Below are 16,062 nucleotides of genomic sequence, written 5' to 3' on the forward strand. Positions count from 1 at the left end.
AAGGTGAGCCCTGACAGTAAATCTCCAGCCAACAGGCCACCAGCGGCGGAAGTTGTGCCCTGTAACAGCCAACAAAATGCTATACATAGCGTCAGAAAAGCGCAGAAAAGGCCCGGAGACGGGCGGAGAGGAGGTGGAAAAGAGCCGTGTCGTGCCAGCTATTCCGTTCTCAGTGGGTTGTGGGTTGTGGGTTGTGGGTTGCGGGTTGCGGGTTGCGGGCGATAGTTAGCCTGTGCAGAAAGATCGGAAAGCACCAAAAACATCCGTTCCAGACTGTCCGGCGGTATCAGAAATGACGGGAGTCACAGCTATGCGGTCTTGGTAAAGAGAATCCCGGCCCTGGTGACAGGCAGTGACCGGGAGATAAGTACCTCCCGTCGGGGGAACCGTTCCACCCAACCCAGGCCGGAGAGTAATACCTGCGTGGGGTCAGAGCCCCAGACTGTCCAGTTCAGGATGGTCAGCAGGCCGCTGAGTGCCGGACCAAAAGAAAAGGCGTTCTCCGGTACTGATAGGTAAATCATTGATACAGGCGAAACGCTTAACCATTAATCCCTGTTCATTAAATTCCCGGTTTTCGTTGCCATAGCTACGAAACCAGTTCCCCGCCTCATCATGCCATTCATAGGCAAAACGCACGGCTATCTTATTGTCCGTCCAGGCCCGGAGTTGTTTAATCAGCCGGTAATCCATTTCTTTACGCCACTTTCGCGTTAAGAACTGAACCACTTCCTCGCGACCACGGACTTCTTCGTTACGGTTGCGCCAGTATGTCTGCGGGCTGTAAACCAGACTTACCCGCAACGGGTCACGACTGTTCCAGGCATTTTCCGCCATTCTGACCTTTTCTGCCGCCGTCCCGGCCGTAAAAGGCGGTAGCGGATGACATAATTCCATAGGTTCTCCGGTGACATTGCACGGTAAAAAAAGAGGTCGCCGCGTTTCCGCTGAGACCTCTCTGAAATCAACTCTCTCTGCCGGTGGTCATTACCCCCGGTGACATTGCCGGAATGGCTTAGCTGTAAGCCTCTAACGTACGCTGGCACAACTCAGAACGGACACAATCCTGTTTATCGAAGCGGATTAAACCTACCAGGTCATCTTCTTCAAAGCGCTGTAAAGCATCGGCCAGGCCGGAGGTTACCCCCCGGGGTAAATCACACTGAGTAATATCACCGTTAACAATCACCGTCACATTCTCGCCCAGACGGGTAAGAAACATTTTCATCTGAGCCGCAGTAACGTTCTGGGCTTCATCCAGAATCACAAACGCATTCTCGAACGTCCGCCCACGCATATAAGCAAAGGGAGCAATTTCAACTTTACCGATTTCCGGGCGCAGACAATATTGCATAAAAGAGGCCCCCAGACGTTTAACCAGCACATCATAAACCGGCCGGAAATACGGTGCGAATTTTTCAGAAATATCACCGGGCAGGAAGCCCAGGTCCTCGTCTGCCTGCAGCACCGGTCGTGTGACGATAATCCTTTCAACGTCTTTATTGGATAACGCCTCTGCAGCTTTCGCTGCACTGATCCAGGTCTTACCGCAGCCGGCTTCACCGGTGGCAAATATAAGCTGCTTGTGTTCGATGGCTGAAAGATAATTCGCCTGTGCGTCGTTACGTGCTGCAATCACAGAACGGTCACGACTATCGCGGGCCATACCAATCGAATCCATACCGCCCATTTGTACCAGCGAGGTCACCGATTCTTCTTCACGCTGACGATGACTACGGGAATCATTACGGATCACCCGGCGCGCTTCACGACGCGCTTTAATCACTGCTTTCTGTCTTCCCATGTTGGCACCTTACAGTTGGTTTCATTTTCCGGCCTGAATAACAGGCGCGTATACGTGAACGCTTTAGAGGTTTACAGGCTTCCTTCTGAGCCACGAACAGCCATTGAGAACAGTACACCGCTGAAAAAACGGGTACCGGTTAAAGAGACATGAAGTAATGAATTTAAGCAGAATAAGAAAAGTGAATTTTGAGTATACCGCATTCCCACGTCTGGCGACGTAAGTGAAATGTTTCTGATGTCATACCGACAGTCACAATTCATGTACACTCTCCGGAGAAACTTCGTAATACTGAAACTCTCAGGGAATAACTTGTACCAGCGCCCCGGGGAATGCAACAATATTTTTACTTATCCGGCATAAAAATAGTCATCTCTCTGCCTGACACTAATGAAAGAAAAAACAATTATCCATTTATAACAGTGAGATGGATTATTTGTGGTTATTTTTTACCCACTCGCAAATAGTGCGAAAAAAACAGAACTCTCCTCCGGTTTTCCCGGCATAGCAAAAAGAGGCGGTATTTTTCATCCCCGCCAGCCGGCAGGATTTACTCACTCTCCTCAGGTAACACAAAAAAGAATATCTGCCAGCCGAAAGAAAAATATATCTGATGCAGGGAGGCAGGGATAAATACTCCGGCTGACGTTTACGATACCGCAGATAACCTCATGGTCGTATTTCATTTCCTGCTTAGCGGTTAGGGTATTCATAAAATACCCATCAGGGTGTCGTACTATTAAATGACCATCCCCGCTATCCGTCCGCATAATTCCGTTGATATACGCTGAGATATTACCGGGCCCTGCCAGGCTCCGGACTGACCCTAACCATTAAACGACGTCAGAGGCTGACGTGGTGAGCTGAGAAAGTGGCAGCCCCGACAGAAGAGAATATTTGTCCGTGGTGAGACCTGCGCCAGAGATCATCCACACAGCGGTTTCATCCGCTACCGCAGGTCCGTTGTGGTCCGCAGATAAGAAAACCTGTGAACCCTTTCTCAGGACCTGGCCGGGAACAGGGATTAAAGTTTACCGGGGTGCACAGGACCAGTGGAGGCGGTTGCACCGGTCCGCCAGCCTCACTCGGGACCGGTGCAGAGCCAGTAAAAAGAAAACCCTGTGAGGTTATCTCACAGGCTTCACGGACAACACTTATGCCACAGCAATCTCAGTCGCTGAGAAATTCCTGCCGCGCATTCTCAAAACGCTGTGTCGCCGCCGTGGAAGGTCGTTCACCCACAAAACTGAAAATCACGATGGCCAGTAAGCCGGCGATAAAACCCGGAATGATTTCGTAAAGCCCGAATAGAGCATACTGTTTCCAGATAATCACCGTTGCCGCTCCGGCAATCATCCCCGCCAGAGCACCATTGCGGGTCATACGCTTCCAGCAAAGACTTAACAGCACCACCGGGCCAAAGGCTGCACCGAAACCTGCCCAGGCATAGCTGACCAGCCCCAGGACTTTATTGTCCGGATCCCGGGCCAGCAGGATGGCAATAACCGCCACCACCAGGACCATTAGCCGGCCAACCCAGACGCGTTCCTGTTGCCCGGCATTTTTACGGAAGAATGCCCGATAGAAATCTTCGGTCAGCGCACTTGAACACACCAGTAACTGACAACTCAGGGTCGACATCACCGCGGCCAGAATTGCCGACAGTAAAACCCCGGCAATCCACGGGTTAAACAGAATTTTGGCCAGCTCGATAAAAATCCGCTCGCCATTACTGTTCACCGCCCCTGCCAGCGCAGGGTTATTATCAAAATAAGCAATACCGAAGAAACCGACGGATACGGCACCGGCAAGGCACAGGATCATCCAGGTCATTCCGATACGCCGCGCCGTTTTCATCGAACGGTGTGAATCTGCAGCCATAAATCGTGCCAGAATATGCGGTTGTCCGAAATACCCCAGTCCCCAGCCCAATAAAGAGACGATGGCAATCACATCCATTTTGTTAAAGATATCGGTAAAGCCGGGACCATGATGTTCGATCACCGTCATCGCTTGCGGAATACCGCCCACGGCAAAAATAACCATTAACGGGGTCAGCAGGAGCGCGAAAATCATCAGACTGGCTTGCACCGTATCAGTCCAGCTGACCGCCAGAAACCCGCCCAGAAACGTATAGACGATAGTCGCGGCAGCACCGGCCCATAGCGCCGCTTCGTAGCTCATCCCAAAGGTACTTTCGAAAAGTCGGGCCCCTGCTACAATCCCGGAAGCACAATAAATAGTGAAAAACACCAGAATGATCACCGCAGAGATAATCCTTAACAATTTACTGCGGTCTTCAAAGCGACTGGTAAAATAGTCCGGCAGGGTTAACGCATTATTGTGATGCTCCGTATGAACCCGAAGTCTGCCGGCAACAATTTTCCAGTTCAGCCAGGCACCGATAATCAGCCCGATGGCAATCCAGCTCTCCGATATACCGGAAAGAAAAATCGCACCCGGCAGCCCCATCAGCAGCCAGCCGCTCATATCCGATGCACCGGCAGAGAGCGCTGTGACCAGGCTGCCTAAACTCCGGCCGCCGAGGATATAGTCATCAAAATTTTTGGTGGAACGCCAGGCAAAAAAGCCTATCAGAAGCATGCCAAAGATATAAATTACAAAGGTTACTAATAAAGGGGTACTGACGGTCATAGTTATCTCCATTTCCTGTTATTATCAGGCTAAATCCCCGCAAATAGCACGCAATAATCGTGGACAACCCCGTTGTCTGACGGGAAACCGATCATTGCGTCTGTTATTCACCCACCCTGATTTAACAACGAAGTAACATTTTAAGCCCACAGCTGCACCCGCTTTTTTCCAACAACCTGCGACCGATCATGTTTTTTCTGCCGGAATTTATGCACCTCTGACCTACGGAAGTGAATAATTATGGCAAACCCCCCCGGATAAACCCCTCATGACTGCACACCGAATTTGTGCCAGCGTTGCGTCGGGTAACACTTTTCGGTTTCATAAGTTTTTCATAGTTGCAACAGGTTGCAACATGATGGATATTGAGGTGCAACCCTGCCTGATAACAACTGACGGAGAACTGTATGGCAACGACCACCACGATGGGTGTCAAACTGGATGAAGAGACGCGGGAGCGCCTGAAAAAGGCCGCTCAGAAGATAGACCGGACCCCGCACTGGCTGATCCGCCAGGCCGTATTTAACCTGCTTGAAGCGATAGAGTCCGGTCATACCCCGTTTTTTTCTGAACTCTCTGCTCCTGGTAATGAACCGGAAAAAGCGACAGAGAAAGAGGAACCGGTACAACCTTTCCTGGATTTTGCCGAACAGGTACTCCCTCAGTCAGTGATCCGTGCCGCCATCACGGCGGCCTGGCGTCGCCCGGAAACCGATGCGGTGCCAATGATCCTGGAGCAGGCTCGTCTGACACCCGCATTATCTGAAAAGACCCACCAGCTGGCTCATCAGCTGGCCGAAAAACTGCGCCAGCAAAAAACGACCGGAGGCCGGGCCGGAATGGTTCAGGGGCTGTTACAGGAGTTCTCCCTGTCATCTCAGGAAGGTGTCGCACTGATGTGCCTTGCTGAGGCGTTATTAAGGATCCCCGATAAACCGACACGGGATGCGCTGATCCGCGATAAAATCAGCCACGGAAACTGGCAGTCACATCTCGGGCGCAGTGCCTCGTTGTTTGTCAATGCCGCTACCTGGGGCTTACTGGTCACCGGCAAACTGGTCGCAACCCACAACGAAGCCAGCCTGTCCCGATCGCTTAACCGAATCATCAGTAAAAGCGGTGAACCGGTGATCCGCAAAGGGGTGGATATGGCAATGCGCCTGATGGGCGAACAGTTCGTCACCGGCGAAACCATTTCCGAAGCATTGGCGAATGCCCGTCGCCTTGAGGATAAGGGGTTCCGCTACTCCTATGACATGCTGGGTGAAGCAGCTCTGACCCGTAAAGATGCCGAAGCGTATCTGCTCTCGTATCAGCAGGCGATCCATGCCATTGGTAAAGCCTCAAATGGCCGCGGGATCTATGAAGGCCCCGGCATTTCCATCAAGCTCTCGGCCCTGCACCCGCGTTATCAGCGGGCGCAATATGACCGCGTCATGGAAGAGCTTTATCCGGTACTGAAGTCGCTGACCCTGCTGGCCCGGGAATACGATATCGGGATTAATATTGATGCTGAAGAAGCCGACCGGCTGGAGCTGTCACTCGATCTGCTGGAAAAACTCTGTTTTGAACCGGCACTGGAAGGCTGGAACGGTATCGGCTTTGTTATCCAGGCGTATCAGAAACGCTGTCCTTTTGTCGTGGATTCCCTGATTGATCTGGCCCGTCGCAGCCATCGCCGGCTGATGATCCGCCTGGTTAAAGGGGCATACTGGGACAGTGAAATTAAACGGGCGCAGACCGAAGGGCTCGAAGGTTATCCGGTTTATACCCGCAAAGTGTATACCGATGTCTCTTACCTGGCGTGCGCCCGTAAATTACTGTCGGTCCCAAATCTGATTTACCCGCAATTCGCGACCCACAATGCACAGAGCCTGGCGGCCATCTATCAGTTAGCCGGCAATAACTATTACCCCGGCCAGTATGAATTTCAGTGCCTGCATGGGATGGGTGAACCGCTCTATGAGCAGGTCGTCGGTCCGTTGTCTGAAGGTAAGCTGAATCGCCCCTGCCGCATTTATGCGCCGGTAGGCACACATGAAACCCTGCTGGCGTATCTGGTTCGCCGGTTACTGGAAAACGGAGCGAATACCTCATTTGTTAACCGTATTGCCGATAAGAACCTGTCGCTGGATGAGTTAATTATCGACCCGGTACTGGCTACCGACACGCTCGCTGCCGAAGAAGGTACCGCTGGCCTGCCACATCCGAAAATTCCGCTACCCCGTGAGTTATACGGTGACACTCGCAAGAACTCTGAAGGACTGGACCTGGCAAACGAACACCGCCTGGCCTCCTTATCCAGTGCCTTACTCAATAGTGCCTCCCGCCACTGGCTGGCTGAGCCACTGATCGATGCGCCACCGGAACCCGGACAGCACCCTGTGCTGCCGGTAGTAAATCCGGCCGCACGCCGGGATGTGGTGGGCAGCGTACGTGAAGCGACCTCACAGGAAGTAACGGCAGCGATTGCTGCCAGCACCCATGCCTGCTCTATCTGGTTTGCAACCCCCCCGCAGGAAAGGGCCGCTATACTGCAGAATGCTGCCGTCCGTATGGAAGGACAGATGCAGGTGCTGATGGGGCTGCTTATCCGTGAAGCCGGAAAGTCTTATCCGAACGCTATTGCCGAAATCCGCGAGGCGGTAGATTTTCTTCGCTATTACGCTGCCGCTGTCCATGAAAGTTTTGACAATGAAACTCATCGCCCACTGGGCCCGGTCGTCTGTATCAGCCCGTGGAACTTCCCGCTGGCCATTTTTACCGGACAGATTGCGGCGGCATTAGCCGCCGGTAACGCCGTACTGGCAAAACCAGCCGAACAGACGCCATTAATTGCCATGGAGGCCGTACGGATCCTGCACGAAGCCGGCGTTCCGCGCGGTGTATTGCAGTTGTTACCTGGCGCCGGGGAGCGTGTCGGTGCCCAACTGGTCGCAGATAAGGCCATCCGCGGGGTGATTTTCACCGGTTCTACGGCGGTGGCCGCATTACTGCAACGTAATCTTGCCGGACGTCTGGATCCATCAGGCCAGCCGGTCCCCTTGATTGCCGAAACCGGCGGCATGAATGCAATGGTCGTCGACTCTTCGGCATTGACGGAACAGGTCGTACTGGATGTGGTGGCTTCTGCCTTCGACAGTGCCGGTCAGCGGTGTTCTGCCCTGCGACTGCTCTGTCTGCAGGAAGATGTGGCTGACCATACCCTGACGATGCTGCGTGGCGCGATGGCGGAGTATCGCACCGGGAATCCGGAATACCTGTCCACGGATATCGGTCCGGTGATCGACGATGATGCCCGCCGGATGATTGAAGAGCACATTTCAGCGATGGCGGAAAAAGGTTTTACCGTGTCGCGTATTACTCATCCCGCATCGGAGAAAGCGGCCCGTCTCAGCCAGGGACACTTTGTTATCCCGGCCTTAATCGAAATCGACTCGCCTGCCGACCTTAAGCAGGAGATCTTCGGTCCGGTATTGCACGTTGTGCGCTATCCCCGTCATGGTCTGGCGAAGGTACTGGAAAGCATTAACAGTTCGGGTTACGGGCTGACCTTTGGGGTACACACCCGTATCGATGAGACGATCCACCAGGTCACTTCGGGGATCCATGCCGGTAATCTGTACGTCAACCGGAATATGGTGGGTGCTGTCGTTGGCGTGCAACCGTTCGGGGGGGAAGGCCTCTCGGGTACCGGGCCGAAAGCCGGCGGCCCTCTGTATCTGTACCGGTTATTATCCTCACGGCCTGACGATGCGATAAAAGTGACCCTGTCACATTTGCCTTCACTCCTGCCTGAGTCAGAGATTACCTTACCGGCACCGTTTGTCGCCCTGGCCTCCTATGCCCGGAGCCACGAAAACCCACGCCTGACAGAGCAATGCCAACGTTTTGCGGAGGAAAATCAGAGCCAGCGCGTCAAAATCTTAACCGGTCCGACGGGGGAACGTAACAGCTATACCCTGCTTCCCCGTGAGCGCGTCTTATGCCTGGCGGATACTTCGGAAGATGCGCTGTGCCAGCTGGCACTCACCCTCTGTACCGGATGCCGGGTGCTGTGGCCTGACGATGAACTCCACCGTCAGTGGCTGAGCGCCTTACCGGCCGGGGTAAGCGGAGAGGTCGATCTCAGTGCATCGGCGATCGAAGACGCCTATGATGCGGTGATTTTCCATGGGGACGCGGATCAATTGAGCCTGCTGTGTCGTCAGGTGGCGCTACGTAACGGCCCTATCGTCTCGGTGCAGGGATTTGCGCGGGGAGAAACCTCTCTGTTAAGTGAGCGACTCTTGATCGAGCGCTCAGTAAGCGTCAATACGGCGGCGGCCGGAGGTAATGCCAGTCTGATGACCATCGGCTGATCGCTGATCTGTGGCCCGGTCACCGGGCCACAGTCATGGTTCTTCCTCCGCCTCCCGCCTGAGCCACTGCCTTTCCCGCCCGTCTGCCAGGCATCGGCTGAATCCGCCCGGCATTGCTTCTGCTGCCCCGGTAATAGCTGCGATGCCAGCCAGAGCCGGTAACGTATTCCGACAGGGTGACGGCGTTTTGCGGTAAAGTCAGCCCACTTGCGATACGTTCGGTGTGCATCGCTCCGGCGGCAATGTCATTATCAGACGATAGGAATGGGCGCGTCATGCGCCCTGAAATGACCGCGGCCCGGGTTAAGCCGGGCCGCGGTCTTCAGAAGGGTCACATACCTTTACGGCTTCAGACAGAGCCCTCTGCTTCATGGGCGGTGTCGCTCAGTTTCTCCGCGTAACAGGCATATTTGGTCAGTGCAATGCGGTAGTTAATCCGGCTTTTATCAGGCAGCAGCCTTTCCCATTGTGACGGGGAACCAAAATCAGGCAGCCGTGCAACTGTCAGCCCCTTTCCGGTCAGTATCTGGTCAAGTCGTCGCATCCGCATCACATATTCCCTGACCGTGGCGAGACACAAGGTATTATCACTGACCAGATGCGCTTTGAACCCTTCAATATCAAACAATGTCGCTTTCCTGCCTGTGCAGATCGTCGAGCAGAAACGGCAGACGGGTTCTAATTGCGCCATAAATTCCTGCCACTCTTCCGGACTTACCGGATGATCCATCGCCATAATATCTTTGTGCGTGATCAGTTTTCCGGAAAATAATAAGCGCACCCGGCTCAGTTCATTACCGCAGCTGCTGCACTTATGTTGCGCATATTTATAATCCCGTATATAACGGCTCAGACGCTGATAAGTCATTTTCATAGTTATTACGTGCTCCGGCGTAGAATATTCCGTTAATCGTCCTTCAGACGAGCGCGTAACCGCTTTATCGCCTGGCTATGCAACTGGCTGACGCGTGACTCCCCGACATTCAGAACCGCGCCAATTTCTTTCAGATTCAGTTCATCCTGATAATAAAGACTCAGCACCTGCTTCTCCCGATCTGGCAGCCCGTCAATCGCCTTCAGTACCTGTTCACGTAACTGCCTGTCCTCTAGCTGGCGGAAAGGGTCCGCTTCCTCAGAGTGCGGCATGATCCGTTCTGCACTGTCCCCGCTCTCATCACACAGCGTTTCCAGCGAAAACAACTGACTGGTGTTAGTTTCCAGCAGGATCTGCCGATAATCGGCCAGGCTTATCTTCATCCGGTCGGCAATATCCTGCTCTCTCACTGGCTGAGCAGAAATCTGTTCCAGCGCGGCAATCGCCGATGCAACCTCACGGGCTTGCCGGCGAACGCGGCGGGGAACCCAGTCACGGCTCCTTAGCTCATCCAGCATCGCCCCGCGAATACGCTGTACCGCGTAAGTGGTAAAGGCGGTGCCCTGACCGGCATCGTAGCGGTCGAGGGCATTCAGTAGCCCGATGCCTCCGGCCTGGATAAGATCATCCAGGTCAACACAAGCGGGAAGCCTGACCTGTAAACGCAGAGCTTCATGTCTTACCAGGGGAATATATTGCCGCCAGAGGGTTGGCTTATCCGCTTCACCTTCTGCGGTATATAAGTTCTCCACGGTTACCGTCCTGAATCTGTGAGACCGTGAAGAAATTATCAATCGCAAGACACCGCAGCCATCGATCAAATAACGACTTAAAATTCAGTTTATTAACCGGCTGAGACCCGGGTCTCACCGGCCGGTCATAGCAAAACGCTGGCGGATACTGCGCAGGGACTTCAGCACCTCCTCTTCACCGACAATCGGTTCATCTTTAAGCTGATGTCCGTGCTTTTCGCGGAATTGCATCGCTGCGGCCAGGCAAATCGCACGGAAGCTCGCTTGCCGGCAGATAGTGGACTGATTCATACTCCAGCCCTCATCGCCGAGATAATCTCCGGATGCTTCAATATCAGCGAAGTAGGAATAAGGAGGATGCATACCGGCGCGGATGATGCGCCAGCTATGTTCCACATGCTCCAGCGCATTGTAAAAATCCTCATCCATCAGACCGACATGTTCCAGACACTGCCGGCTGTAGTAGGAAAATGCCCCCACACAACTCGGGTACAGAGGTAAGCGTAATGACGGGTAATTCACCTGATAGCGTGGGCGGGGATGGCCTTCTTTATTCACATTGTATTGTCCGTGCAACGCGAAATTAAAATGCTGTATACCTGTTTCAGCCGCGGCGTTGATATACCGTTCGAAGACCCGCTCATCTTTCAGATAAATGTCATCCTCTATCAGAAAATAATGCTCAATATTCTGCTGCTGCAGATAGCGCAATGCGGTATTCTTACTGCGCCCGACCCCCTGATTTTCGGGGTTTTGCACCAGTTTAACCTCCAGATCATGATAATCTTTTTCCGGCTGGCCATCATTGACCACAATCACAGCCTCCAGCAGGTGTCGTGGTAAGGAGTGGTACAGCTTCAGTAATCCCTCCCGACGATTACAGGTAACGATGCCGACACCAATACGACCGGGAGGTGTTTTCATGATTTTTGCTCCTGATGTTCCAGCCACGCATACTGCCACTCATCCACTGCTGACGGTGTCATTAACCAGTGGCGACGTACCGCCTGCTGAAGCAGGATGCCCTGCCGGTCGAGGGCCTCTTTATCGGCCAGATGCTCCCGTATTGCACGTAACCAGTGGCGGAAGTGATTTTTGACCCGCGTGACCGGTAATGCCCCCCGGTAAGGTTCAATATCACTGCAGATCACCGGAATGCCGCAGGCTCCCAATTCCAGCAGTCGGAGATTACTCTTACATTCATTGAAAAGATTGATTTCCAGCGGCACTAATGCCAGATCCAGTTGCAGGCTGGCCAGCTTTTGCGGGTACCATTCAAACGGGACCCCCGGATGGAATTCACACCTCGCACTCTGCGGTTTCATGCCCATAAATACCCAGTCCACCTCATCCGCCAGTTCACAGATCAGCGGCTGAAGGATCTGAAGGTCGCCGGTGTGACTGTTTCCGCCGGCCCAGCCGACGCGGGGTTTTTTCCCACGCCGTCGCGTTGCGGGTAACCCGCCCCATAATTCCGGGTCCAGGCGGTTCAGCGCTACGCGGATATCCGGATGAAATCCGGCATAGGCCTCCGCCAGCGCCGGGGTTGACACCACCAGCCGATCTGCAAGGCTCACTGTACGGCGCAACTGGCTGACAATATTTTTGGGAAGTTTTCCGCGATGGTGGTTTTTTAACGGCAGATTAATGAAATAGTCGTCATATTCCATGATGATCTTCGGAGAACAATATTGTTTCAGATGCGTGATCCGCTGTTCTATCTGCGGGTCAAAGGGCATCTGCAGCAACACAATATCCGGGGAAACACCTGCCGCATCTATCGCTGCCGGCAGACCATGGATTAATCCGCCTTCGGCGCGCAGTTGCTGCTCCAGCAACCGGTAAGGCTGAATTACGCGATAATGGCCGCAGCCGGTCTCATTGATATGACCGGCCACGATCACCGGTAGCGGGCGTCCGGGTAAGGGTGACTGAAGTCTGTCGGTCACCCGTGAGAGGCTGAACAGCGAGCCGCTCCGGCTAAGATGCCGCTGATACCGGATGTCCTGACATAATCCGGTTTTCCAGCGCGTGCGTAGGGCGGCACGACACCGCTCTGCCGCCTGCGGATCCGGTGTGGAGAGTGCCGCAGATAAACGGGTTGCCCCACCCATATGACTGACGGTCGCCTCAGGGGTCCACAACACCAGGTAGCCGGCCTGCCGCATCCTGAAACATAAATCGACATCCGCCAGATCATAATCGAAATTTTCCGCATCGAAGCCGCCCAGTGTTTCGAACAATGTTCGCCGGACTATCATGCAGGCAGCACTGACCGCTGAAACCTCATGGGTGGCCTGCAGACAGTGAAAATAGCCTTCCGCCGTCGTACTCTCACCCTCGTAGATCGCGGTCACTGAATCCTCAGGGCCGGCAATAAACCCTGCATGCTGGAGCCGCCCATCCGGATAACACATTCTGGCCCCTGTGATCCCGACTTCCGGTCGTTGTGCCAGTTCGGTCAGTGCGGTCAGCCAGCCGGATTCCGTCACCTCACAGTCATTATTCAGAAATAAAAGATATTCGCCCTGCGCTTGTGCCGCCGCAAAATTACAGAGGGCAGCGAAGTTAAACGGAGCTGACCAGTGCAGGATACGGAGATTACTCAGCTTAAGTGCCTGTAACTGGCCCAGATACTCACAGGCTCCGGGCTGCGAGGAGCCGTTATCAACGATCAGGATTTCAATACCCCCTTCCGGTGTCAGCCCGGTGACAGAGTCAAGACAGCGCTTTAACAGACTCTGATGATCTTTAGTGGGGATAATGATGCTGACCTGCGGCCTGGCAGACTGCAGGTAGCGGACACGATCCGGCGCGTTGTCCGGACCGGCCGTCACCACCCCGTCAATGCCACAGCGCGCCAGATGCCGGCGAACCTCGTCACGGCGTGCCTCACCGTTATCCGCCGGCGGAGATCGGTCCGGGATCAGTAGCAATGCCTCCGTCAGATGACCCAGAGTGCCCGGCCCGTACGTTTCGATAGCGCGCCACATCAACTCAGCCATCGGCAGAGGAGAAGGACCGGCAGACTCCGGCAGAAAACGGCTAAGACAGGTACCGGTGACCAGTAATTCCTCTCCGGGATAGTGACAGGCCCGTAACAGATCAATATTACAATCCGGCTTCAGGCTCAGACGGGCATCAGCCATCTCTTCCCCTTCCAGCGTATCACTGTAACAGAGTGAGGTGTGCGGATGTTCCAGCAGGTAAACGGCGAATAGTAGCAGCGTATCCGGCAAACACCTGGTCCCCGGCTGCAGCATCAGCCAGCTATTCGCCGTTGATTGTCCGATGACCTCCAGCAGTTCACGGCGTCCGGCTGAAGCCGGAAGCAGGCGGTCGGTAAGATGACTAAACCCCGCAGAAACCTCATCGGTCAGCAACACAACACTCTCCGGCGGCAGGCTCTGTTGCTGCACGGAGAGTAACGTCCGCTCTGTCGCGCCACTCTGCGACTGCGGGCCGGTGATCATCACCCCGATCCGTCCGGTGCCCGGATGGGCGGCAACCATGGCAGAAAGAACCGCCCGCCGTGTTTCCGACAAACAGCGGTGTTTCAGCCAGCGTTCCAGAGGCTGACGCTTAACGGCCAGACTGGCCAGGACACCCTGGGCCAACCGCCATTCTTCGGCAGCGACGGTATCCGGCACCCGTAATTCCGGGGCGGGCAGCCTGGCCAGCAACGGAGGTAATAGCGCAGAATAAGACCAGCTTTCACACGCCTCTTCCCGAAAATCCGCCGCTCGCTGCAGGGCGGCCTGATATCCGCTGATCAGCGCCTCTGCCCACTGCCCGCATTCCATTGGCGGGCAGTCAGCCGCGACGAAAAAGTTATCCGCGGCCGCCAGTAAATCATCGTGTGCCGGATACCCCTGCCAGCCGGCTTTTCCGGTAATGCAGGCAGGGATCCCCAGACAGAGAGCTCTGGCTATCAGCTGATGTTCACCGGCGACCACCTGATAGCGCGTGAGTTGCTGATTCGTCAGTTCCCCCGCGCTTTCCTGACCGCAAATAAAGTCCACGCGGATCCCTCGTCGCGTAAAGTCCCGGCCAAGGGTGTCCTTCTGTGCAGCCGTAAGTTCGCCGGCCCAGAGCACCCGCTGCAGATCCCCCGCCGGCTCCTGCGGTTCGTCATCCGATACGGGATCGGTGTCATTATAAGCCAGTGGCAGTAATGTCAGCGCCGGGGGCGTGATCCCCCCCAGGGCCAGTGATGCATAGTGGAAGGCAGAGTCCGTCAGGGTACGCCATGATAGCGCTTTTTCGGTGGCACACTGATGGTACTGTGGCTTCAGGGGCCAGGAGATATGCTGGAACAGAAATTGTCCGCGCAGACAGCGTTGTTGCAGACTGTGCAGGATCCCGCAGGCGAGATAACCGTTACAAACCCAGACCAGGTCATAGGTTATTTCACCGCTATCGCTGAACGGTGTCACGCCCTGTTCCGGCGCATCAGTAAAACAACGGACCTTCCCGTGGTCGGAAAGCGCTGACAGACGCTGCTGATACTGACGACTGATGACTCTGGCGCAGACATCCACCGTCCATCCCTGGCGGATAAACCAGCCCGCCAGCCCGAAAACGGTCGCTTCGGCCGCCGTGGCCCCCTGCAACCCGTCGATTGAAAAAAGTATTTTCTGCATGCCTACCCCTGACACTCTGCGCGAACCAAAGACAAAACCCCGCACTGCGGGGTTCCGGGAAAATCTGACAGCGTTGATTAGTTTTGCAGTAAAGAAAGCACTGTCTGCGGGACCTGGTTGGCTTTAGAGAGTACTGAGGTACCTGCCTGTTGCAGAATTTGTGCCCGCGACATACTGGACACTTCGGTCGCATAGTCCGCATCCTGGATACGCGACTGAGAGGCTGACAGGTTGTTGATGGTCGCATTCAGGTTATTGATGGTAGATTCAAAACGGTTCTGGATAGCACCCAGACCACTACGGGCAGCATCCACAGAAGCGATACGGGCATCAATATCAGACAGACCGGACGCACCGCTCACGCTGAAATCACTTCCCAGTGTAGTGGCTTTAAAACCGTCATCAGACAGAGAAATCGAAATAACATTCGCACCAGCATCGTCATTAGCACCGACCTGAATATCAATACCTTTACCCTTACTATCAAATAACTGGATGTTGTTAAAGGTAGTGGCACTTCCGATTCGTTTGATTTCCGCCAGACGGGCATCGACTTCAGCCTGGATAGAGCTGATATCATCGGCACTGTTGGTACCATTTTTCGCCTGCACTGTCAGCTCACGAACACGCTGCAAGTTGGTGTTGATTTCTTTCAGTGCACCTTCCGCCGTTTGCGCCAGAGAGATACCATCATTGGCATTACGGGTTGCCTGAGTCAGGCCGCGGATATTAGATGTCATACGGTTAGCAATTGCTTCACCTGCGGCATCATCCTTCGAACTGTTAATACGTAAACCAGAAGATAAACGCTCAATGGCGGTACCCAGTGCTGACTGTGCTTTGTTAAGATTGTTCTGGGTAGTTAACGACATAATATTCGTGTTAATAACAGCCATAATTTATATCCTTCAATAAAGAAATATTCATTGGATAAGCAAAACGGTTGAATCATTTTGCGTTCATGACTGATATC

General features: G+C 54.2%; 10 protein-coding genes. 1 reads left to right on the forward strand and 9 read right to left on the reverse strand.

Annotation, left to right across the window (positions count from 1 at the left end; genetic code table 11):
• Positions 1 to 429: 429 nt before the first annotated feature.
• The 3 genes from ABD035_RS13655 to putP all read right to left on the reverse strand — a co-directional run bounded on the left by ABD035_RS13655 (position 430) and on the right by putP (position 4,459).
• Positions 430 to 897: a nuclear transport factor 2 family protein gene (locus ABD035_RS13655; RefSeq protein WP_343870761.1), complete on the reverse strand. Its 468-nt coding sequence runs from the start codon at positions 895 to 897 to the stop codon at positions 430 to 432.
• Positions 898 to 1,015: 118 nt separating this feature from the next.
• On the reverse strand, positions 1,016 to 1,804 hold the full coding sequence (phoH, locus tag ABD035_RS13660; RefSeq protein WP_212712502.1) for a phosphate starvation-inducible protein PhoH: 789 nt from the start codon (positions 1,802 to 1,804) through the stop codon (positions 1,016 to 1,018).
• A 1,170-nt stretch (positions 1,805 to 2,974) separates the two neighbouring features.
• Positions 2,975 to 4,459 carry a sodium/proline symporter PutP gene (gene putP, locus ABD035_RS13665; RefSeq protein WP_343870762.1) on the reverse strand — a complete coding sequence of 495 codons (1,485 nt, stop codon included), beginning with the start codon at positions 4,457 to 4,459 and terminating at the stop codon, positions 2,975 to 2,977.
• 407 nt (positions 4,460 to 4,866) lie between these two features.
• Here putP and putA point away from each other — a divergent pair, with 407 nt between their 5' ends.
• Positions 4,867 to 8,820, forward strand: a complete 3,954-nt coding sequence (gene putA, locus ABD035_RS13670) for a trifunctional transcriptional regulator/proline dehydrogenase/L-glutamate gamma-semialdehyde dehydrogenase (protein WP_343870763.1) — start codon at positions 4,867 to 4,869, stop codon at positions 8,818 to 8,820.
• Between the two features lie 19 nt (positions 8,821 to 8,839).
• On the opposite strand, the gene ABD035_RS13675 is transcribed toward putA, so the two are convergent.
• The 6 genes from ABD035_RS13675 to ABD035_RS13700 form a co-directional block, all read right to left on the reverse strand.
• Positions 8,840 to 9,097: a hypothetical protein gene (locus ABD035_RS13675; RefSeq protein WP_343870764.1), complete on the reverse strand. Its 258-nt coding sequence runs from the start codon at positions 9,095 to 9,097 to the stop codon at positions 8,840 to 8,842.
• A gap of 72 nt (positions 9,098 to 9,169) precedes the next feature.
• A complete protein-coding gene (locus ABD035_RS13680) occupies positions 9,170 to 9,694 on the reverse strand; it encodes a flagellar regulatory protein FliZ (RefSeq protein ID WP_343870765.1) in 525 nt (174 codons plus the stop codon).
• A gap of 32 nt (positions 9,695 to 9,726) precedes the next feature.
• Entirely contained in the window at positions 9,727 to 10,446 is a 720-nt protein-coding gene (locus tag ABD035_RS13685; protein WP_343870766.1) for an RNA polymerase sigma factor FliA, read from the reverse strand.
• A 114-nt stretch (positions 10,447 to 10,560) separates the two neighbouring features.
• Positions 10,561 to 11,370, reverse strand: a complete 810-nt coding sequence (locus tag ABD035_RS13690) for a glycosyltransferase family 2 protein (protein WP_343870767.1) — start codon at positions 11,368 to 11,370, stop codon at positions 10,561 to 10,563.
• Positions 11,367 to 15,089: a glycosyltransferase gene (locus tag ABD035_RS13695; protein ID WP_343870768.1), complete on the reverse strand. Its 3,723-nt coding sequence runs from the start codon at positions 15,087 to 15,089 to the stop codon at positions 11,367 to 11,369. Before ABD035_RS13695 ends, ABD035_RS13690 begins: the two co-directional genes overlap by 4 nt.
• 77 nt (positions 15,090 to 15,166) lie before the next feature.
• Complete coding sequence (locus ABD035_RS13700; RefSeq protein WP_343870769.1) at positions 15,167 to 15,985, reverse strand: flagellin N-terminal helical domain-containing protein; 819 nt, start codon at positions 15,983 to 15,985, stop codon at positions 15,167 to 15,169.
• Positions 15,986 to 16,062: the final 77 nt, after the last annotated feature.

The organism is Tatumella terrea, from assembly GCF_039523755.1.
GTDB classification, from domain to species: domain Bacteria; phylum Pseudomonadota; class Gammaproteobacteria; order Enterobacterales; family Enterobacteriaceae; genus Tatumella; species Tatumella terrea.